This window comes from Mycobacterium sp. (assembly GCF_029961025.1).
Lineage (GTDB): Bacteria > Actinomycetota > Actinomycetes > Mycobacteriales > Mycobacteriaceae > Mycobacterium.
On record NZ_JASBVP010000009.1, the window covers coordinates 58,195 to 77,596 of the forward strand.

Sequence of the window (19,402 nt, forward strand, 5' to 3'; positions counted from 1 at the left end):
CGGGAGAGCATCGTGTCGAAAACCCCAGGTCGCCCCGGACGGACGCGGTTGGCGCGCCTCATGCTCACCGGCGCCACCGCGGTGTTTCTCGGCGGCTGCGGCGCGCCGACCGATCACCCGCTAACAACACCGCCCGCTCCGGCGGCCCCGACGCGTCTCCCGCCGGGGCCGCTACCCGCCCCGGGGGCCCCGGGCACCGACCGCGTCGAGGGCGTGATCAGGGCGGTGTCGGATGACACGATCCGGCTCACGCAGCGGGATCGAAGCGCGGCCGTGGTGGCGTTCACGTCATCGACACGCATCGTCGAGACCACCCCCGCCCGGCTGACCGACGTCACCGTCGGCAGCTGCGTCGACGTGACTCCCGCCGCCAACGGCGCACCCGCCGGGGCCGCGATCACCGCGCAATTTGTGATGATCGGCGCTCCCGTCGGCGGCACCTGCCCGGGACCACCGACGGCGGCTGCGAGCGCCGAGAAACCGGGCCTCAGCGGCACCGTCGCCGCCGTCTCGGGCACCACCATCACCGTCGCCCACGCCGAGGCGGGCGGCAGGAACACGCAGACCGCCGTAACCGTCACCACCGCCACCGGCTACGCCAGGCAGGCACCCGCCACCGCGCAGGCGATCGTCGCGGGGAAATGCCTGGCGGCGCAGGGAACCACCGGCGGAGGTGTGCTGCACGCCATGAGCATCGACCTGCGCCCGTGCCCGCCACTGGGCGGGCACCGCCATCACGCCCCCCACTTTCGGCGCGGCTAGCGCCGGCCGCGCACCGGCGCCAATCAGACGGTAAAGCCCAGCGCGCGCAGCTGCTCACGACCATCGTCGGTGATCTTGTCCGGGCCCCACGGCGGGTCCCACACCCAGTTGATACGCACCTCGTCCACCAATCCGCTGCCGATCAGCGCGCTTCGCGACTGATCCTCGATGATGTCGGTCAGCGGGCAGGCCGGCGACGTCAGTGTCATGGCGATCAGCGCCACCGTCCCGTCCTGGTCCTCCTGCACGTCGATGCCGTAAACCAGCCCCAGGTCGACGACGTTGATGCCCAGCTCCGGGTCGACGACATCGCGCATCGCCTCCTCGACGTCGGCGAGCAACTCGTCATCGGTGGTTTGGCTCATCGGCTACCTCCTCGAAATCTTGAGTGGCCCGCGCCAGCGCGTCTTTGAACGCCATCCAGCCCAGCAGCGCGCATTTCACCCGCGCGGGGTATTTCGCCACCCCGGCGAACGCCACCCCGTCGCCCAGAATGTCCTCGTCGCCCGCCACGGTTCCGCGCGAGCACACCATTTCGGTGAACGCCTGCAGGATCTTTCGCGCCTGGCCCACGCTCTGCCCGATCACCTGTTCGGTGAGCACCGAGGTCGACGCCTGGCTGATCGAACACCCCTGCCCCTCATAGGAGACATCCGTCACGCGGTCCCGGTCCTCGGACAGGGTGACCCGCAGCGTGATCTCATCGCCACAGACCGGGTTGACGTGGTGCACCTGCGCGGCGAACGGCTCGCGCAGCCCGCGATGTTGCGGGTGCTTGTAGTGGTCGAGGATCACGTCCTGATAGATCTGCTGCAGGCGCATCGCCGCATCACCCGCCGAAGAACTCCACCGCCCGGCGCACGCCGGCCACCAGCCGCTCGACCTCCTCGAGGGTGTTGTACACCGCAAACGATGCCCGCGCGGTGGCCGCCACGCCGAAGCGCCGGTGCAACGGCATCGCGCAGTGGTGCCCAACGCGCACCGCGACCCCGTCGTCGTCGAGAACCTGCCCGACATCGTGGGCGTGCACACCCTGAACGACGAACGCCACCGGCGATCCGCGATCCTCCATCGACGCGGGACCGATGATCCGCACCCCCTCGATAGCCGAGAGGCCATCCAGCGCGGCCGCCACCAGCCGGCGCTCGTGGGCTGCGACGGTGTCCATGCCGATGGCGCGCAGATACCGTGCCGCCGCCGCCAGCCCCACGACCTGGGAGGTCATCGGGGTGCCGGCCTCGAACCGCTGGGGCGCCGGCGCATAGCTGGTGGCTTCCATGGTCACCGCCTCGACCATCGAACCACCGGTGAGAAACGGCGGCATCGCCGTGAGCAGTTCCCGGCGCCCATAAAGCACACCGATTCCGTTGGGGCCCAGCATCTTGTGGCCGGAAAACGCCGCGAAGTCGACATCGAGCTCATGGAGGTCGACCGGCCGGTGCGGCACCGATTGGCAGGCGTCCAGCACGGTCAGCGCGCCGACGGCCCTGGCCCTGGCGACCAGTTCGCCGACCGGGGTGAGTGCACCGGTCACATTCGAGTGATGGGTGAACGCAACGACTTTGACTCGCTCGTCGAGGCACAGCGAGTCCGGGTCGATACGCCCGTCGTCGGTCACCTGGTACCAGCGCAGCGTGGCACCGGTGCGCCGGGCGAGCTCCTGCCAGGGAACCAGATTGGCGTGGTGTTCCAGCATGCTGGTGACGATGACGTCGCCGGGACCAACGGCGTACTCAAAGCGGTTGTCGCCCAGCACATACGACACCAGGTTGAGTGACTCGGTGGCGTTCCTGGTGAACACCAGCTCGTCGGGGGCGGCACCGACGAATGCCGCGATGTCGGCGCGGCCCTGCTCGTAGGCGTCGGTGGCCTCCTCCATCAGCTGGTGAGCACCCCGGTGCACCGCGCCGTAGGAGCTGGTGAGAAACTCCCGTTCGGCATCAAGCACCTGCACCGGTCGCTGTGACGTCGCCGCGGAGTCCAAGTAGGCCAACTGCTTTCCGCCGCGCATTACCCGACTCAGGATCGGAAAGTCGGCACGAATCGCGGCCAGGTCCGGCGCGGACACCGAGCTCGTCATCGCTGGGCCCCGGTCGCCGCCGTCTGGGTGAACCGCACGTAACCGCTTTTGTCGAGCTCCTCGGCCAGCTCCGGGCCCCCGGATTGCACGATGCGGCCGCCGACGAACACGTGCACGTAGTGCGGATGGATGTAGCGCAGGATGCGGGTGTAGTGCGTGATCAGCAGGATGCCGCCATGCACCTCCTCGGCGTAGCGGTTGACCCCGTCACTGACGACCCGCAACGCGTCCACGTCCAGGCCGGAGTCGGTCTCGTCGAGGATCGCGATCTTGGGTTTTAACAGTCCCAGCTGCAAAATCTCGTGGCGTTTCTTCTCGCCGCCGGAAAACCCCTCGTTGACGTTGCGCTCGGCGAAGGCCGGGTCGATGCCGAGCGCGGTCATGGCGGCGCGGACCTCTTTGACCCAGTGCCGAAGCTTGGGCGCCTCGCCGCGGACCGCGGTGGCCGCCGAACGCAGGAAGTTCGACACCGACACCCCGGGCACCTCGACGGGGTACTGCATGGCCAAAAACAGCCCGGCCCGAGCGCGCTCGTCGACACTCATCGCCAGCACGTCCTCGCCGTCCAGCGTGATCGACCCGGACGTCACCCGGTATTTCGGGTGACCGGCGATGGCATACGATAACGTGGACTTGCCCGACCCGTTGGGGCCCATCAGCGCATGCGTCTCACCGGAGCGCACCGTCAGGTTGACCCCGGTGAGGATCGGGATCGCCCGCTGCCCGTCCGCAGGGTCCGCGACGCTGACATGCAAGTCTGTGATGTCCAAAGTCGTCATGGGGCTGCCGTTCTTTCGCTAATGGCCAGTTCGTGTTCGATGGCGGCGCTCAGCCGCTCCCGCACGCTGAGTACCGCGATCTTGGAGATCACCTCACCGAAGAAGCCGCGCACCACCAGCCGGCGGGCCTGCTCCTCGGGAATGCCACGGGAGCGCAGGTAGAACAGTTGCTCGTCGTCGAACCGTCCGGTGGCACTGGCGTGTCCGGCACCGGCGATCTCCCCGGTCTCGATCTCCAGGTTGGGCACCGAGTCCGCGCGCGCACCGTCGGTGAGCACCAGGTTCCGGTTGGTCTCGAAGGTGTCGGTGCCGGTGGCCGCCGGGCGGATCAGCACGTCACCCACCCACACGGTGTGCGCGTCGGGCCGCTTGAATGTCGGATCTCCTTGCAGCGCGCCCTTGTACAGTACGTTCGATTTGCAGTCGGGCTGCGCGTGGTCGATCAGCAAACGCGACTCGAGGTGCTGGCCGGCGTCGGCGAAGTACAGGCCGAGCAGTTCGGCGTCGCCGCCGGGGCCGTCGAAGCGCACCCGCCCGGTCAACCGCACCAGATCGCCGCCGAGCAGGACGGCGACATGGCGCAACACCGCGTCCCTGCCCAACGCGGCGTGATGCATGCTCACCTGCACGGCGTCGTCGGCCCAGTCGGCGATCCACACCACGGTCAGCCGGGCGGCGTCGGCCACGACGAATTCGACGTTGTCGGCGTAGGTTCCGCTGCCCCGCAGGTCGATCACCACGACCGCGTCGGCCAATTCCTCGACCCGCACCTGCAGGTGCCCGTAGCCGGTCGCGCCCGCACCGGGTCCGGTGAGGGCGACCTCGATCGGCTCGGCGATGCGCGTATTGCGCCCGACGGTGACGATCGTCGCCGAGTCGAACGACGAAAACGCCTGGGCTGCAACACGATCAGCGGGAACACCGCCCTGGCCCAGCCGGGTGTCGCCGCGGTGCACAGTCTCCACCCGCACCCCGGGCCGTTCGCCGACGGCGATCCGCGCGCATCCGGTGGCCTTCCCGTGCGAGCCGGCCGAGCCGTCGTGCAGGCCGCGTAACCGCCGCAGCGGGGTGAACCGCCAGGTCTCGTCGCGGCCACCGGGAACCTCGAAGGCGTCGACGTCGAACGAGCAGAACTGCTCCGCCTTGTTCGCTACGGTAAGCGAAGACCCCGCCGGTGATTTTTCTGTGGGCTCGGCCAGGTTCGGGGCGGTCATCCGACCGCGCCCTCCATCTGCAGCTCGATCAGCCGGTTGAGCTCCAGGGCGTACTCCATGGGCAGCTCTTTGGCGATCGGCTCGACGAAGCCGCGCACGATCATCGCCATCGCTTCCTCCTCGGTCAGCCCGCGGCTCATCAGGTAAAACAGCTGGTTCTCGCTGACCTTGGAGACGGTGGCCTCATGGCCCATGGTGACGTCGTCCTCACGGATGTCGACATACGGGTAGGTGTCGCTGCGGCTAACCGTATCAACCAGCAGCGCATCGCATTTCACGCTTGAGCGGGAGCCGTGCGCACCCTTGTTCACCTGGACCAGGCCGCGGTAGGAGGTGCGCCCGCCGCCGCGGGCCACCGACTTGGAGACGATGGTGCTCGAGGTGTTGGGCGCCAAATGCAGCATCTTGGCCCCGGCGTCCTGGTGCTGGCCCTCGCCGGCGAACGCCACCGAGAGCACCTCGCCCCTGGCGTGCTCGCCGGTCATCCACACCGCCGGGTATTTCATGGTGACCTTGGAGCCGATGTTGCCGTCGATCCACTCCATGGTGGCGCCCTCTTCGGCGCGCGCGCGCTTGGTCACCAGGTTGTAGACGTTGGTCGACCAGTTTTGGATGGTGGTGTAGCGGCACCGGCCGTGCGGCTTGACGATGATCTCCACCACCGCCGAGTGCAGCGAGTCCGACTTGTAGATGGGCGCGGTGCAGCCCTCCACATAGTGGACGTATGCGTCCTCGTCGACGATGATCAGGGTGCGCTCGAACTGGCCCATGTTCTCGGTGTTGATCCGGAAGTAGGCCTGCAGCGGAATGTCGACATGCACGCCCGGCGGGACGTAGATGAAGCTGCCGCCGGACCACACCGCGGTGTTCAGGGCGGAGAACTTGTTGTCCCCGGCCGGGATCACGGTGCCGAAGTACTGCTTGAAGATGTCCTCGTGCTCCCGCAGCCCGGTGTCGGTGTCCAGGAAGATAACCCCTTGGGATTCAAGGTCTTCCCGGATCTTGTGGTAGACCACGGTGCTCTCATACTGGGCGGCCACCCCGGCGACCAGTCGCTGCCGCTCCGCCTCCGGGATGCCCAGCTTGTCGTAGGTGTTGCGAATGTCGGCGGGCAACTCATCCCAGGTTTGGGCCTGCTTTTCGGTGGAGCGCACGAAGTACTTGATGGTGTCGAAGTCGATGCCCGCCAGGTCGGCGCCCCACCTCGGCATCGGCTTGCGCTCGAAGATGCGCAGCGCCTTCAGCCGGTTCTGCAGCATCCACTCCGGCTCGTCCTTTTGCGCCGAGATGTCGCGGACCACTTCCTCGGAAAGCCCGCGGCGCGCGCCGGCGCCCGCCATATCGGGGTCCGCCCAGCCGTAGCCATAACGGCCCAGGGAGGCGATCGTCTCTTTTTGGGTCAACGGCCCGGTGACCGGCGGAATGGCCTCCGGCGTGGTGAGGGTCATAGCGAGACTCCTTCGGTACTGGTGACGCTGCGGCGCCCGCCGGGCGCCGGGATGCCGCCGGGCGTGGCGATGATGGGTGTGAGCGGGACGTGGGTGGTGCAGGCGCAGTCACCGTTAACGATGGTCGCCAACCGCTGCACGTGGGTGCCCAGCACCTGAGCCATGGCCTGCTGCTCGGTTTCACACAATTCCGGAAACTCCTCGGCGACGTGCGACACCGGGCAGTGGTGCTGACAGATCTGCACCCCATGAATGGGTCCGCCGACCCGCGTGCTGGTGGCGACGTAGCCGGCCCTGGTCAGCGCCTCGGCGATCCGCCCGGCGGCCGCCTCGATGGCGGCGTCGGCGTGGCTGTCGGCCGGCCGCACCCCGGCGAGGATGGCGTCGATGCGCCGCCGGGCAAAGGCCCGGACCGCGTCCTCGCCGCCGATTTCCCGCAGCTGGCGCATGGCCGCGGCCGCCAGGTCGTCATAGGCATGACCCAGCTTTTCCCGCCCGGCCGCGGTGAGCCGATAGCGCTTCGCGGGCCGCCCGCGTCCGGCGTGCTGCCATCCGGCCGCCGGCACGGCCTCCGCTTCACCGGACGCGATGAGCGCATCGAGATGGCGGCGCACACCCGCTGCCGACAAGTCCAGCCGGTCGCCGATCTCCCCGGCGGTGATCGGGCCGGACTCCAGCAGCAACTGCACGATCGCGCGGCGGGTGTGACGATCCTGCGGCCCGGCGCCGCGGACCGGCTCGATCCCCTTCGCGGTGCCGCCCGGCCGGAATTTCACAACATTAGTGTGACGCAATTCCGCCGACGCGTCCAGCAGGACCGCCCGCTGCGCGAGTTGCCCTGGTCACAGCGGGCGGTCACGCGGGTGGCGGATACGCTGCTGGGATGGCAGTCCGCCGTCATCCGCTGAGTTCGTCGATTGCCAGCTGGCATGGCGAGGAAGCGACGGTGGGCGCGCCGCTCACCGCCGCCGAGTTGCTCGCGGTTCGGCGCACCCGCCTGTTCGGCGCCAGCGGCACGGTCTTGATGGCGATCGGCGCGTTGGGTGCCGGGGCCAGGCCGGTGGTCCAGGACCCGACGTTCGGGATCCGGCTGCTCAACCTGCCGTCGCGCATCCAGACGGTGGCGCTGACGATGACCACGACCGGCGCGGTCATGATGGCGCTGGCGTGGCTGATGCTGGGCCGGTTCGCGCTGGGCACCCGGCGGATGTCACGCGGTGAACTGGACCGCACCCTGCTGCTGTGGACGTTGCCGCTGTTGGCGGCGCCGCCGATGTACAGCAAGGACGTCTATTCCTACCTGGCGCAAAGCCAGATCTCACGGCTGGGGCTCGACCCCTACCGGGTGGGCCCGGCCTCGGCGTTGGGGCTCGACCACGTCTTCACCCTGTCGGTGCCCAGCCTCTGGCGCGAGACACCGGCCCCCTACGGCCCGTTGTTCTTGTGGATCGGGCGCGGGATCTCGGCGCTGACCGGGGAAAACATCGTGGCCGCGGTGCTATGTCACCGGGTGATGGCGTTACTCGGCGTGGCCCTGATCGTGTGGGCCACACCACGGCTGGCCCAGCGCTGCGGTGTGGCGGAGGTCAGCGCGCTGTGGCTCGGCGCGGCCAATCCCCTGCTGATCATGCATCTGGTCGCCGGCCTGCACAACGAGGCGCTGATGCTCGGGCTGATGCTCAGCGGCACCGAATTCGCGCTGCGCGGCCTGGACGCCGGGGCGGGCTCGCCGTGCGCGCCGGGCGGGGCGGGCCGCACCCCCTGGTCGCGGGGGACACCGGTGGGCATGCTGGTGCTGGGGGTGGTGTTGATCACGCTCTCCTCGCAGGTGAAGTTGCCCTCGCTGGTGGCGCTGGGATTCGTGGCGATGGCGCTGGCGCACCGCCGGGGCGGGAGCCTGCCGGTGGTCGTGGTGGTCTGCGGGGCGCTGGCGGGCGTGTCGGTTGCGGTGATGGCCGTCGTCGGCCGGGCCAGCGGACTCGGTTTCGGCTGGATCCACACCCTGGGCACCGCCAACGTCGTGCGCAGCTGGATGTCGATGCCGACGCTGCTCGCCCTCGCCACCGGCCAGACCGGGATCCTGTTGGGCCTGGGGGATCACACCACCGCGATCTTGTCGCTGACCCGTGCCGGCGGGGTGGCGATCCTCGCAGTGCTGGTGGGCTGGCTGCTGTGGCTGGTGCTTCGAGGGCGGCTGCACCCGGTCGGCGGCCTGGGCGTGGCGCTGGGTGCCACGGTGCTGCTGTTTCCCGTGGTGCAGCCGTGGTATCTGTTGTGGGCGATCATTCCCCTGGCCGCCTGGGCCACCCGCCCGGGTTTCCGGCGGGCGGCGATCGGCGTCACGTTCGTCGCCGGCGTCTTCGGCCCCACCGCCAACGGCGACCGCTTCGCGCTGTTTCAGATCGTGGACGCCACCGTGGCCAGCACCGTCGTCATGCTGGTGCTGCTCGCCCTGACCTACACCCGGCTGCCGTGGCGACCACTCCCGCGCGAGGGCCACGACGGGCTCGCGGGGGACGGGGGTGCGGTGCTGCCGACCGTCGATGCCCGCCGGCCGGCCGCCGTGCCCGGACGCTTACGCTGATGTCCCGTGAGCGGGTCCTCGACCATCCCGGTGCGACTGCGCGGGGTGTGCAAGCACTACGGAACCGTGGCCGCGGTCCGCGATCTTGATCTCGACGTCTACCCCGGTGAGGTGTTCGCCCTGCTGGGCCCCAACGGTGCCGGCAAGACAACGACGGTCGAGATGTGCGAGGGCTTCATCCGCCCGGACGCCGGCACCATCAAGGTGCTCGGGCTGGATCCGATCGCCGACAACGCGCGGCTGCGCGAACGCATCGGGGTGATGCTGCAGGGCGGCGGCGGTTACCCCACGGCGCGCGCCGGTGAGATGCTCGACCTGGTCGCGGCCTACGCCGCCAACCCCCTGGATCCGCAGTGGTTGATGGCCACGCTGGGCCTCACCGAGGCCGCGCGCACCACCTATCGGCGGCTCTCCGGCGGCCAGCAGCAGCGTCTGGCGCTGGCCTGCGCCCTGGTCGGCCGGCCCGAGCTGGTGTTTCTCGACGAACCCACCGAGGGCATGGACGCCCACGCCCGGGTTTTGGTGTGGGAGCTGATCGACGCGCTGCGCCGGGACGGGGTGACGGTGCTGCTGACCACCCACCAGCTCAAGGAAGCCGAGGAGCTCGCCGACCGGCTCGTCATCATCGACCACGGCGCGGTGGTGGCGGCGGGAACACCGGCCGAGCTGATGCGCGCCGGTGCCAAGGATGAGCTGCGGTTTTCCGCACCGCCGCGGCTCGACCTGTCGTCGCTGCGGTCGGTCCTGCCCGAGGACTACCGGACCACCGAGGTGACCCCGGGTGAGTATCTGGTCGAGGGCCCGATCAACCCGCAGGTGCTGGCGACGGTCACCGCATGGTGCGCCCGGACCGACGTGCTGATCACCGGTCTGCGGGTGGAGCAGCGCAGCCTCGAGGACGTGTTTTTGGAGTTGACCGGCCGGGAGCTGCGGCAATGACAGGTGATTCGCGATTCCCTCCGGGCACCTTCACCCCCGACCCGCGCCCCAACGCGGTGCCCCGGATGCTCGTCGCACAATCCACCCTGGAGTTAAAACTGCTGCTGCGCAACGGCGAGTACTTGCTGCTGACCCTGTTCGTGCCCATCACGCTACTGGTCGGGCTCACGCTGCTGCCGATCGGCTCGTTCGGCCCGCACCGCGCCGCGACTTTCGTCCCGGTGATCATGGCGCTGGCGGTGATCTCCACCGCGTTCACCGCGCAGGCCATCGCGGTCGCGTTCGACCGTCGCTACGGCGCGCTCAAACGCCTGGGCGCCACCGCGCTGCCGATCTGGGGAATCATCGCCGGCAAGGCGCTGGCGATGGTCGTCGTGGTGTTTTTGCAGGCAATCATCCTGGGCGCGATCGGTTGTGCGCTGGGGTGGCGGCCCCAGCCGGCGGGCCTGGCGCTGGGCGCGGTGATCATCGCCCTGGGCACCGCCGGCTTCGCCGCCCTCGGCCTGCTGCTCGGCGGCACCCTGCGGGCCGAGATCGTCCTGGCGATCGGGAACCTGCTGGGGTTGGTCTTCGCCGGGTCCGGCGCGCTGACCCTGGAGACCACGGTGCTTCCGCGGGCGGTCACCTGGGCGGCCTTGCTGACCCCGGCGGGCGCCTTCACCGAAGCGCTGTCCCAGGCGATGGCCCTTTCGGTCGACTGGCCGGGTGTGCTCGTGCTGGCGGCGTGGGGGCTGCTGGCCGCGCTGGCCGCGCTGCGCTGGTTCCGGTTCACCTGAGACCCCTACTACAGTGTGTCGTTGATGGTGACCTTCGATCAGGCGATGCCCGCCGGGCGGTTGCTGCGGCGGCTGGTCGACCTGCTGCCCAACCCCAGCCTGCGGGTGCAGCGCCTGATCGCCGCGGCCGTCATCCTGACCCAGGGCGGCATCACCGTCACCGGCGCGATCGTCCGGGTCACGGCGTCCGGATTGGGCTGCCCGACCTGGCCGCAGTGTTTTCCCGGCAGCTTCACCCCGGTGGCGGTCGCGGAGGTGCCGCGCGTTCACCAGGTAGTCGAGTTCGGCAACCGGATGATCACCTTCGCCGTGGGCATCGCCGCGGTGCTTGCCGTGCTGGCCGTCACCCGGGCCCGCCGGCGCGGCGAAGTCCGGTGGTACGCGTGGCTGATGCCGGCCGCCACCGGGGTGCAGGCCGTGATCGGCGGCATCACCGTGCGCACCGGGCTGCTGTGGTGGACGGTGGCGGTGCACCTGGTGGTGTCGATGACGATGGTGTGGCTCGCGGTGCTGCTCTACGTCAAGATCGGCCAGCCCGACGACGGGGTGGTGCGCCACCGGATCGTCGCCCCGCTGCGCGGGCTCACCGCGCTCAGCGCGATGACGCTGGCGGCGGTGCTGGTCACCGGCACGCTGGTCACCGGGGCCGGTCCGCACGCCGGGGATCGCAGCGCCGCCCGCACGGTGCCGCGGTTGAGGGCCGATATCCCCACGCTGGTGCACATCCATTCGTCGCTGCTGGTCGGCTACCTCGCGCTGCTGGTCGGGCTGGGCTTCGGATTGCTGGCGGTGCGCGCCCCCCGGCCGGTGCTGCTGCGGCTGGGCGTGCTGGTGCTGCTGGTCTGCGGGCAGGCGCTGATCGGCACCGTGCAGTTTTTCACCGGTGTGCCGCCCGCGCTGGTGGCCCTGCACGTCGCGGGGGCGGTGCTGTGCACCGCGGCCACCGCGGCGCTATGGGCGTCGATGCGAGAACGGGCCCAGCCCCAGCCGCTCCAGGGCTGACTCGACACAGATCGCGAACTGCCGCTGGGCGACCTCGCGGGCACCGTCATCCAGTAGCCGCCAGCCCAGCGACGGCGCGATCACATCCAGGCTCACCAGCCTCACCCCGCCCGGATTGCCGGTCACGTCGGCCCGGGCGTAGAGCAAATCGCGGGTGCTCATCCCGAGGTGATCGGCGGCCGCCGCCAGCGCGGCCCGGCCCACGTCCCAGAGTTCGAAGTCCGCTTCGACCGCCGAATTTCCGGTAAACGCGTGCGACTGAGCGCCGCCGAGAAACACCAGCGCGGTCGGGCGGCGCGACGGCGGCGCGGCGCCCGTCGGCACCCCGGCCCGCCGGAGATCACCCAGGTACCGCTCATCGGCATTCCAGGCGAGGACATCGGGCGCGTTAAGCAGATGCGCGACGCGTCTGGTCCACGCCAGAAAGCTCGCCAGCCGGTCGCGATAGCCCCCGGTCGCCCGCACGATCACCAGGTCGGCGTGCACGGCGGCGGGATCGTCCCAGGGCATCCAGCGCGCCTGCAGCCCGCGCCGGCGCAGCGCGGCGAGCAGGCCCGCGTCCTCGCCCTCGGCCCCCGCCTGCCCAAAGCGCCCCTCAGCGGGGCGCCCGGCCGCTCCCCGGGCCGGCTCGTCACCGGGCCCCGCCAGCACAATGCGCGGGTGGAACAGGTCGGGCCGGGCGAGTTTCATCTGCAGGCATGATAGTCAGATGCACGCAATCGAAGTGGCCCACCACGGTGGTCCCGAGGTCCTGCGCTACGTCGAGCGGCCCGAGCCGGCACCGGCCGCCGGTGAGCTGCTGATCCGGGCCGAAGCCATTGGCATCAACTTCATTGACACCTATTTCCGTACCGGGCAGTATCCCCGCGATGTGCCGTTCGTGCCCGGCATGGAGGTTTGCGGCACGGTCGCCGCGCTCGGCGACGGCGTGACCGGGTTCTCCCCCGGCGAGCGGGTGGTGACCGCCAACGCGTCCGGTGCCTACGCCGAATTGTCTACCGCCCCAGCGGAGTTCACGGCCAAGGTACCGCAAGGCATCGAGCCGTCCCAAGCGGCGTCGGTGCTGCTGAAGGGACTGACCGCGCATTACCTGCTGAAGTCGGTGTATCGCGTGCAGCCGGGTGACACCGTGCTGGTGCACGCCGGCGCCGGCGGGGTGGGATTGATCTTGACCCAGTGGGCCGCATATTTGGGCGCGACGGTGATCACCACGGTGTCGACGGATGCAAAGGCCGAGGTCTCCCGCCGAGCCGGCGCCAGCGAGGTGCTCTCGTACCCCGACCCCGCCCGGCCCGACGAATTCGGCGCCCGGGTGCGGGCGCTCACCGGCGGCCGGGGCGTACAGGTCGTCTACGACGGGGTGGGCGCCACCACGTTCGACGCCAGCCTGGCCAGCCTGGCGATCCGCGGCACGCTGGCGCTGTTCGGTGCCGCCAGCGGTCCGGTCCCGCCGGTCGATCCGCAACGGCTCAACACCGCCGGGTCGGTTTATCTGACCCGGCCCAAGCTCGCCGATTTCACCCGTACCGGAGAGGAATTTCGCTGGCGGGCCGGTGAATTGCTGGACACGATTGGCTCGGGAGGGCTCACCGTCACCGTCGGCGCCAGCTATCCGCTGGCGGAGGCCGCCCGGGCGCACCGGGATCTGGGCGAGCGCGCGACCATCGGCGCCCTCGTCTTGCTGCCCGGCTAGGCCAAAGTTCCCGCGAAAGTGCATCTGGCGACGGCGGTACTCGGGAAACGCGTCGGCCAATGCACTTTCGCGGCAGGGAGGCGGTCCGAAGTAGCGCTAGGAGAACCTGATGACGCGCCCGGGGGTCAGTCGTTCCACCCGTCCACGGCATTCGATCTCGGCCGGTGGCACGTCTTGGGGATCCACGCTGATCTCCGCGCCCTTGCCACTGATTCGCAAATGCAGGTTCTGGCCCCGATAGCGGATCGAAAAACCCAACACACCAAGAGATTCCGGCCATTGCGGAGACAACACGATACGGTCGCTACGGATTTCCAGGCCGGTGAAGCAGCGTTGCATCAGATCGACGCTGCCCGCCATCGCCGCGAGATGTATGCCCTCGGAGGTGGTGCCGCCCTGGATGTCGGCGACGTCGGACTTCAGCACCTGCTGGAAAAACTCCATCGCCCGATGACGATTGGCCCGAGCCAGCACCCATGCATGCACCACCCCGCTCAGCGTCGATCCGTGCGAAGTGCGGGCCAGGTAGTAGTCGACCGTGTTGCGGATCTGGCCGGGGCTCAGGTGGTAATCCAGCCGGCCCAGAAGGTCGCGTAACTCGTCGGAGGACAACAGGTAGAGCAGCATCAGCGCGTCGGCCTGCTTGGAGGCCTGGTATCGATTGACGTCATCGCCCTCGGCCTCCAGGATGCGGTCCAGGCGCTGGATGTTGCCGTACTTCTGCCGGTAGGCATCCCAGTCGAGCTCTTTGAGCCGCTGGTAGCCGTCGAACTGGCTGATCACCCCGTCGTGGAACGGGACGAACATGCGCCTGCTGACGTGATCCCAGTGCCCGAGCTCGTCATCGGTCAATCCGAGCTTCTCGCGCAGATCCAGCCGGTTGGGCAGCGGCATCAACTCGAAAGCGTCGATTGCCCGCAGGATCACCCAGACCGCCATCACGTTGGTGTACGCGTTGTCGTTCACGCCGTCGTACGGGCAGTCCGGATAGCCGGAGTGGAATTCGTCGGGCCCGATGACGCCGTTGATGTGATAGCGGTCCCGCTCGGGATCGTATGTGGTTCTGCTGACCCAAAACCGGGCTATCTCGGCGAGCATCTCGGTGCCGTAGTCGATCAGATACGCCAGATCGCCGGTGGCCTGGTAAAAATGCCAGACGTTGTAGGCCACGGCGATACCGATGTGGTGTGCGCGGTGGCTGGCATCGGGCAGCCACCGGCCGGATCGCGGATTCAGGTGCTGGGCGGGGCTTTCCTCCCGGCCGTCGCTACCGGATTGCCATGGGTACATGGCGCCGCGATAGCCGGCCAGCTTGGCGGCGCGGCGGGCCTCCGGCAGCCGTCGGTAGCGGTACCGCAACAGCGCCCGGGTCACGTTGGGCAGCCGCAGATTCAGCACCGGGAAGATGAACAGCTCGTCCCAAAAGATGTGCCCCCGGTACGCCTCGCCGTGCAACCCGCGAGCCGGTACCCCGGCATCGAGGTCTTCGCTGTTGGGCGACACCGTCTGCAGCAGGTGCAGCAGATGCAGCCGCAGGATCCGCAATTCGTCGGGGTGCTCGTCGAGTTCGATCGACAGCCGCTGCCACAGGTGCGCCCAGGCCAGCTCATGGCCGTGGCGGATCTCGGCGAAGCGCCCTTGGCGGCCCAGCCTGCGCTCGGCGCCCGCGGCCGGATGCGAGGTGGCGACGTCCCGCCCGGTCACCAGGGTGACGGTCTTCTCCACGGTCAGCGGCTCACCCTGGGCCAGCTCGGTGAAGATCTGGTGGCCGATCTCGAACTGCTCGTCGATCAGCCGGTAGGTCGCGGCCGCCGGGCTGTCGCGGTGCCACACGCTGGTCCCTGCGGCCACGGCAATCGGGATCTGCGACTGCGACGTCTCAACGGTCATGAGCACCGACTTTTCCGAGAGCGCGCGCTTTTCCAGCCGGTGCAGGTGGTTGCTGGCCAATTCGCGGTACCGCTCCACCAGACCGTTGCGTACGTTGCCGTCGATGGTCGAGCGGATTTCGATTGGCCCCGACCAGTTCTCGGCGACAATCGTGGTCTGCATGGCGGCGACGTGCGCCTGGTTCATCGCCACCAACCGATGCTGGGTGACCGAGGTGATGCGCCCGGCGTCGTCGCGAAAGCGCAGTTCCCGGCTCAAGACCGCGGTGCGAAGGTCGAGGGTCTGACGATAGGACAGCAACGTCACGGCATCGACGTCGAACCAGTCTCCGCCGCCGGCCCGAAATGTCAGCGGAAGCCAGTTGGGCAGGTTCACCAGGCTCTCGTGCTCCGCGCGGGTGCCGCCGATCAGGTCATGGAGGCGGTTGTACACCCCGGCGGCGTAGGTTCCCGGGTAGTGCACCTGGCCGGCTTTGGATTCCGGTGCGGCCCCGCGGGTGGCGAAATAGCCGTTGCCGACGGTGCACAACGCTTCGCGCAGCTTTTCCGTCGACGGGTCATAGCCTTCGAAGGTGTACGTCCACGCCCGGGTGTAGGTGCGCTGCTCGTAGGCCAGCCAGTTGCCGCCGCGGCGAACGAAATCGCGCACTTCGGCGGGGTTTCTCAGGGTGAAGGCGGCCGCTGTCGGGCGGTCGGCGTCCTCGTCGTGGCGGACGGCGATGCCGATTCCGCTGAGCCGAATCGCATCGAACGCGTCCTCATCGGTGAGGTCATCGCCGATGTAGATCGGGACCACCCGGCCGGTTTGGCGGATGCGATCGCGAATCCAGCCCAGCGCGGTGCCCTTGTCCCAGTCGATATCGGGACGCAATTCGACGACCTTGCGGCCGTTGGTGATTCGAAGGCCGTGCCGCTTGCCGAGCCGGTGTGTTGCGGCGATCACCGCGGCCACCCGCTCGGTTGCCACGTTGCGGTAGTGCACCGCGACCGCGAATCGCTTGTGTTCGACCCGAACTCCCGGGATCGAGCGCAGCTCGTCGCTCAGGTCGGCCGCAGCGCTTTCCAGCAGGGGGACGGCGGCGGCCGCCGCGGTGTTCTGGTGTGTGCTGCCGTCCGGACCGATCAGCTCGAAGCCGTGGCTGCCGGCATACCAGATTCCGGGCAGCCCGACGCGCTCGCGGATGTCGGCCAGATCGCGCCCGGAGAGGATCGCGACCGGGCACTGGGCCGCCAGCTGGCGCAACGCCTCGGCGGCGCCGTCGACGAGGGTGGCCGCGTCGGGGTCCGCCACGATCTCGGATAAGGTGCCGTCGTAGTCCAGGCAGACCAGGGGCCGACGGCCGGCGACCACGCCGATCAGCTGACCGTAGGAGTCCAGCGCGTTCGGGCGTTCCGACATGCGCTTGTCCCCGGTGCGGACCTCGACCTCGGCGAGATCGGGCACCACCACGTCGGCCCCGCAGCCCAGCAGCTCGTCGGCGTGCCCGTCGACGTCGACGCCGATGACCACGGCAAACCCGGCGTTGCGGGCGGCTGCCACGCCGGCACCGTCGGCCTGCACGGCCACCGCGCGTTCCACGGCCACCCCCAGCTTGCCGGCGGCGCAGCGCAGGCCGGCCGGCTCCGGCTCTACCGGTAGCCCGGGTGCCCCCTCGTCGGCACCCCCGACGCACACGGTGAACAAGCCGCCGACCCCGGCCGCGCCCAGCGTCCGCTCGGCGTCCCCGCCGCGCCAATAGACGGCCGCTGCAACGCCCGCCTGCCGCACCTTGCGCGCCAGGGCCGCCGCCGACACGACCGCGGCTACCCCACCGTTCCCTCCGCCCGCGATCACCACGTCGCGATCGAAGATCACGGCGTCATGGAGTCGCGGGTCGATCGTGACGGGCGGTTTCATGCTCGACACTCCTGCACTCATCGGCTGCGCGGCCACCGGGTGGCCCACCCGGATTGTGTCACTGTGCCGCCGGCGGAGTCGGCCTGCGCTATCCGCACGACGCCAGCGCGCGATAGCCCGGCTCGGCGAAGCACCGCGCGGCCTCCCGCATGGCTTCGGTGATCGGACGCCGCTTAGGGTCGTCGCCGGCAAAGATCCGACGGCCCGGATCCTTGGCGTAAAGGCGGGACTCTTCGATCATCTGCCGAAGTGCCGCCGGGTCGATTTCGAGCCCGAAATGCGGGGCCACCCGGTTCCACACCGCGGCGGGCAGCTCGGCATGGTCGACGCAGAGGCGCCCCGCCGGGTCGGCGAGCGCCGCCTCCAGCATGGCCCCCAGCGCACGGCCCGCGAACTCGGTGCGTCCCATGGCCGCAACGGCGGCGGGGTCCAGTCCGAAAAGCCGGGCGGCCAGAGCCGGCGCGGCCTGAAACCCGAGCCAGCCCGGGGGTTCGGCGAGCAGCGAGGCCAGCACGCGCACCGGGTCGCGCTGGACCCAGACCCAGGGGGTGTCCGGGAACGCGGCGGCCAGCAGCACCCGGCGGCGAATGGCCCAGCTCGAGCATTTGAGCACCAGCCGCCGCTCGTCCCCGTGCCGGCAGCGGCCAAGCGCCCGCACCAGCAGCCGGACAAGCCGGGCCGGCGCCGCCCCGCCGGCCCGATCGGGTTCGAGGCCCGGGAGGGCCCGCAGCAGGGCGTTGAGGGGCGTCGGCTCGGCGAGCACGACGACACCGGGCAGGGTGCCCAGCAACCGGGACACCACCGTCGACCCGCACCGCGAGAGGTGAAAGATGATGCCCGCCGGCTCGAGCGACGGCTCGCCGTCGAGAGCGACGAGCGCTTCCAGCCCGGTGCGTACCAGCGGCCGCGCCCGCGGGCCGGCCGCCCAGCGGACGACCGTTTGATCGAAGAACGGCTCGGCGAAGCGCTCCGCGGAAAGGTCTGCCCAGTCGACGGCCGGGACGGGCCCGGAAAAGTCCAGTCTGACCGGTGTCCAACGGGCGAGGTCGGCGAGTTCCATCAGCCGGGGCCGCCGCGTGCCGGCGGGTATCGCGTCACGGCCCGGCGCGCCCGCAGCGGCCGGTGCTCACGGCAGTGGACGTTGTCTCGGGTCATGCGGGCGGCTGTACGCCTTCACCGTCGGGCAGCCGGCGAAGGAATCCGCTGGTGATCAGCGTGCGGGCCAGCTCGGTCTGCTGCGCCGCCCGCAACCCCGGCAGCTCACCCACCCGAAACGGCCGGGTGCTGCGGGAGACGAACAGCATCGCGGCTTCGTGGTCGGGGCCGGCGGTGATCGACAATTGGGCAAAATGCAGGGCGACGCCGCCGGGGTGCGTCGTCACCCGGGAATACAGCGGCTGATACTTCACCACCCGGGTGTGTCCGTCGATCGCGACCGCGCCGATCGCGGGTCCGACCGGCGGGCAGCGGCCGCGCCGGACCAGGAGATCCGCCAGGGCGTCCAGACCGTCCGCGAGGACACCCGGATCGCCGAACGCGGTGACCAGGTCCCGCACGAGAACGCTCACCCCCGCCCGGGCGTCCGCGTCGTCGAGGTGCCGCGGCGGCAGCTGGGTGTGCAGCCGGTCATCGCGCCGGCTCATCGAGTCCAGTACCCGCGCGAGGAGCGCGTACACGGTGGGCGCGTGGATCCCGACGGTCAGGTGGATGGAGGGCTGCGAGATTGCCCGGGCCGCATGGACCTGGCCGCGCGGCAGGTACAGCACGTCACCGGCCTCCAGACGCAGCTCGGCCGGAGGCCGGAGGCCGGCTACCGCCACCGGCTCTTGGCGCTGCATGAGGTGCGGCGGCATCACGGTGTCATACAGCCGCCAGTCCTTGGGGCCCCGGACCTGAAGGATCACCACGTCGTGGTCGTCGTAGTGGGGAAGAAAGCCCTGTGAGCCGGGGGGAGTCAGGTAGGCGTTTACCTGGGTTGCGTAGTTCAGCTCGACCTCGATGGAGTGAGCCAACAGGGCAATTGCGCGCGCGTACCGCTCGACGCTGTCCAAAACGATCGTGTAGCCGTCGGCGAAATCGCGATGAACGGCGGCGACATCGAGACTGCCGTCGGCCAGCCGATAGTTCTCCGGGCCCTTTTTCTCGTGGCCTCTGACCAGGCGCACCGCCGACGGCTCCGACCGGAACACCTGCACCAGGTCCTCGACCGACGCGGCCCCGGGCAGCAGGCAATCGAAGTAGCCCACGCAACTACGCTTGATGTGGCGGTGCGTCACGCCCCAAATCTCGTCGAGAAAGGTCTGCACCGCGAGCGGCTGCAGCAACCAGGCTAGCGAAAA

17 protein-coding genes are annotated in these 19,402 nt (G+C 69.6%); 6 read left to right on the plus strand and 11 right to left on the minus strand.

Going from position 1 to position 19,402, the window contains the following annotated elements:
• Nucleotides 1-12: 12 nt before the first annotated feature.
• Nucleotides 13-762 (plus strand): hypothetical protein, encoded by a 750-nt coding sequence (locus tag QJR12_RS12480; RefSeq protein WP_300582633.1) that lies wholly within the window; start codon nucleotides 13-15, stop codon nucleotides 760-762.
• A gap of 23 nt (nucleotides 763-785) precedes the next feature.
• Here the strand turns inward: QJR12_RS12480 and QJR12_RS12485 are convergent, their stop codons facing one another.
• From QJR12_RS12485 to QJR12_RS12515, 7 genes are read right to left on the minus strand one after another with little or no spacing between them, the layout of a single operon-like run.
• Nucleotides 786-1,127, minus strand: a complete 342-nt coding sequence (locus QJR12_RS12485; protein WP_300582635.1) for a metal-sulfur cluster assembly factor — start codon at nucleotides 1,125-1,127, stop codon at nucleotides 786-788.
• Entirely contained in the window at nucleotides 1,108-1,584 is a 477-nt protein-coding gene (gene sufU, locus QJR12_RS12490) for a Fe-S cluster assembly sulfur transfer protein SufU (protein WP_300582638.1), read from the minus strand. The genes QJR12_RS12485 and sufU overlap by 20 nt, the downstream gene beginning before the upstream one ends.
• Before the next feature lie 7 nt (nucleotides 1,585-1,591).
• A complete protein-coding gene (locus tag QJR12_RS12495; protein ID WP_300582640.1) occupies nucleotides 1,592-2,842 on the minus strand; it encodes a cysteine desulfurase in 1,251 nt (416 codons plus the stop codon).
• Complete coding sequence (sufC, locus tag QJR12_RS12500) at nucleotides 2,839-3,621, minus strand: Fe-S cluster assembly ATPase SufC (protein ID WP_300582643.1); 783 nt, start codon at nucleotides 3,619-3,621, stop codon at nucleotides 2,839-2,841. The genes QJR12_RS12495 and sufC overlap by 4 nt, the downstream gene beginning before the upstream one ends.
• Nucleotides 3,618-4,835 (minus strand): Fe-S cluster assembly protein SufD, encoded by a 1,218-nt coding sequence (gene sufD / locus QJR12_RS12505; protein ID WP_300582645.1) that lies wholly within the window; start codon nucleotides 4,833-4,835, stop codon nucleotides 3,618-3,620. Before sufD ends, sufC begins: the two co-directional genes overlap by 4 nt.
• Nucleotides 4,832-6,283, minus strand: a complete 1,452-nt coding sequence (sufB, locus tag QJR12_RS12510; RefSeq protein WP_300582647.1) for a Fe-S cluster assembly protein SufB — start codon at nucleotides 6,281-6,283, stop codon at nucleotides 4,832-4,834. Before sufB ends, sufD begins: the two co-directional genes overlap by 4 nt.
• On the minus strand, nucleotides 6,280-7,098 hold the full coding sequence (locus tag QJR12_RS12515; RefSeq protein ID WP_300582711.1) for a metalloregulator ArsR/SmtB family transcription factor: 819 nt from the start codon (nucleotides 7,096-7,098) through the stop codon (nucleotides 6,280-6,282). Before QJR12_RS12515 ends, sufB begins: the two co-directional genes overlap by 4 nt.
• 68 nt (nucleotides 7,099-7,166) lie before the next feature.
• Between QJR12_RS12515 and mptB the strand changes: the two genes are divergently transcribed.
• The 4 genes from mptB to QJR12_RS12535 are packed head-to-tail and all read left to right on the plus strand — an operon-like array spanning nucleotide 7,167 to nucleotide 11,584.
• On the plus strand, nucleotides 7,167-8,867 hold the full coding sequence (gene mptB / locus QJR12_RS12520) for a polyprenol phosphomannose-dependent alpha 1,6 mannosyltransferase MptB (protein WP_300582649.1): 1,701 nt from the start codon (nucleotides 7,167-7,169) through the stop codon (nucleotides 8,865-8,867).
• A 6-nt stretch (nucleotides 8,868-8,873) separates the two neighbouring features.
• Nucleotides 8,874-9,806: an ABC transporter ATP-binding protein gene (locus tag QJR12_RS12525; protein WP_300582651.1), complete on the plus strand. Its 933-nt coding sequence runs from the start codon at nucleotides 8,874-8,876 to the stop codon at nucleotides 9,804-9,806.
• On the plus strand, nucleotides 9,803-10,582 hold the full coding sequence (locus tag QJR12_RS12530) for an ABC transporter permease (protein WP_300582652.1): 780 nt from the start codon (nucleotides 9,803-9,805) through the stop codon (nucleotides 10,580-10,582). The genes QJR12_RS12525 and QJR12_RS12530 overlap by 4 nt, the downstream gene beginning before the upstream one ends.
• A gap of 45 nt (nucleotides 10,583-10,627) precedes the next feature.
• Nucleotides 10,628-11,584, plus strand: coding sequence for a heme A synthase (locus tag QJR12_RS12535; RefSeq protein WP_300582714.1), 957 nt, complete (start codon nucleotides 10,628-10,630; stop codon nucleotides 11,582-11,584).
• Here the strand turns inward: QJR12_RS12535 and QJR12_RS12540 are convergent.
• The gene (locus QJR12_RS12540; protein WP_300582654.1) at nucleotides 11,534-12,274 is read right to left on the minus strand and encodes a hypothetical protein; all 741 of its coding nucleotides are present in this window, start codon (nucleotides 12,272-12,274) and stop codon (nucleotides 11,534-11,536) included. The genes QJR12_RS12535 and QJR12_RS12540 overlap by 51 nt on opposite strands.
• Before the next feature lie 19 nt (nucleotides 12,275-12,293).
• Here QJR12_RS12540 and QJR12_RS12545 point away from each other — a divergent pair, with 19 nt between their 5' ends.
• Nucleotides 12,294-13,277, plus strand: a complete 984-nt coding sequence (locus QJR12_RS12545) for a quinone oxidoreductase (RefSeq protein WP_300582656.1) — start codon at nucleotides 12,294-12,296, stop codon at nucleotides 13,275-13,277.
• Nucleotides 13,278-13,373: 96 nt separating this feature from the next.
• Here QJR12_RS12545 and otsB read toward each other — a convergent pair whose 3' ends face one another.
• The 3 genes from otsB to QJR12_RS12560 form a co-directional block, all read right to left on the minus strand.
• Nucleotides 13,374-17,063: a trehalose-phosphatase gene (gene otsB, locus QJR12_RS12550; protein WP_300582657.1), complete on the minus strand. Its 3,690-nt coding sequence runs from the start codon at nucleotides 17,061-17,063 to the stop codon at nucleotides 13,374-13,376.
• Nucleotides 17,064-17,151: 88 nt separating this feature from the next.
• A complete protein-coding gene (locus QJR12_RS12555; protein ID WP_300582659.1) occupies nucleotides 17,152-18,123 on the minus strand; it encodes a hypothetical protein in 972 nt (323 codons plus the stop codon).
• Between the two features lie 91 nt (nucleotides 18,124-18,214).
• A complete protein-coding gene (locus QJR12_RS12560; RefSeq protein ID WP_300582660.1) occupies nucleotides 18,215-19,387 on the minus strand; it encodes a cupin domain-containing protein in 1,173 nt (390 codons plus the stop codon).
• Nucleotides 19,388-19,402: the final 15 nt, after the last annotated feature.

What these genes read in the sequence shown, in the direction of transcription:
- QJR12_RS12555 (WP_300582659.1), bottom strand. Translation starts at nt 18,123, where the DNA reads ATGGAACTCGCCGACCTCGCCCGTTGGACACCGGTCAGACTGGACTTT.
- QJR12_RS12530 (WP_300582652.1), top strand. Translation starts at nt 9,803, where the DNA reads ATGACAGGTGATTCGCGATTCCCTCCGGGCACCTTCACCCCCGACCCG.
- otsB (WP_300582657.1), bottom strand. Translation starts at nt 17,063, where the DNA reads ATGAAACCGCCCGTCACGATCGACCCGCGACTCCATGACGCCGTGATC.
- QJR12_RS12545 (WP_300582656.1), top strand. Translation starts at nt 12,294, where the DNA reads ATGCACGCAATCGAAGTGGCCCACCACGGTGGTCCCGAGGTCCTGCGC.
- sufU (WP_300582638.1), bottom strand. Translation starts at nt 1,584, where the DNA reads ATGCGCCTGCAGCAGATCTATCAGGACGTGATCCTCGACCACTACAAG.
- QJR12_RS12485 (WP_300582635.1), bottom strand. Translation starts at nt 1,127, where the DNA reads ATGAGCCAAACCACCGATGACGAGTTGCTCGCCGACGTCGAGGAGGCG.
- QJR12_RS12540 (WP_300582654.1), bottom strand. Translation starts at nt 12,274, where the DNA reads ATGAAACTCGCCCGGCCCGACCTGTTCCACCCGCGCATTGTGCTGGCG.
- sufD (WP_300582645.1), bottom strand. Translation starts at nt 4,835, where the DNA reads ATGACCGCCCCGAACCTGGCCGAGCCCACAGAAAAATCACCGGCGGGG.
- QJR12_RS12495 (WP_300582640.1), bottom strand. Translation starts at nt 2,842, where the DNA reads ATGACGAGCTCGGTGTCCGCGCCGGACCTGGCCGCGATTCGTGCCGAC.
- sufC (WP_300582643.1), bottom strand. Translation starts at nt 3,621, where the DNA reads ATGACGACTTTGGACATCACAGACTTGCATGTCAGCGTCGCGGACCCT.
- QJR12_RS12535 (WP_300582714.1), top strand. Translation starts at nt 10,628, where the DNA reads ATGCCCGCCGGGCGGTTGCTGCGGCGGCTGGTCGACCTGCTGCCCAAC.
- sufB (WP_300582647.1), bottom strand. Translation starts at nt 6,283, where the DNA reads ATGACCCTCACCACGCCGGAGGCCATTCCGCCGGTCACCGGGCCGTTG.
- mptB (WP_300582649.1), top strand. Translation starts at nt 7,167, where the DNA reads ATGGCAGTCCGCCGTCATCCGCTGAGTTCGTCGATTGCCAGCTGGCAT.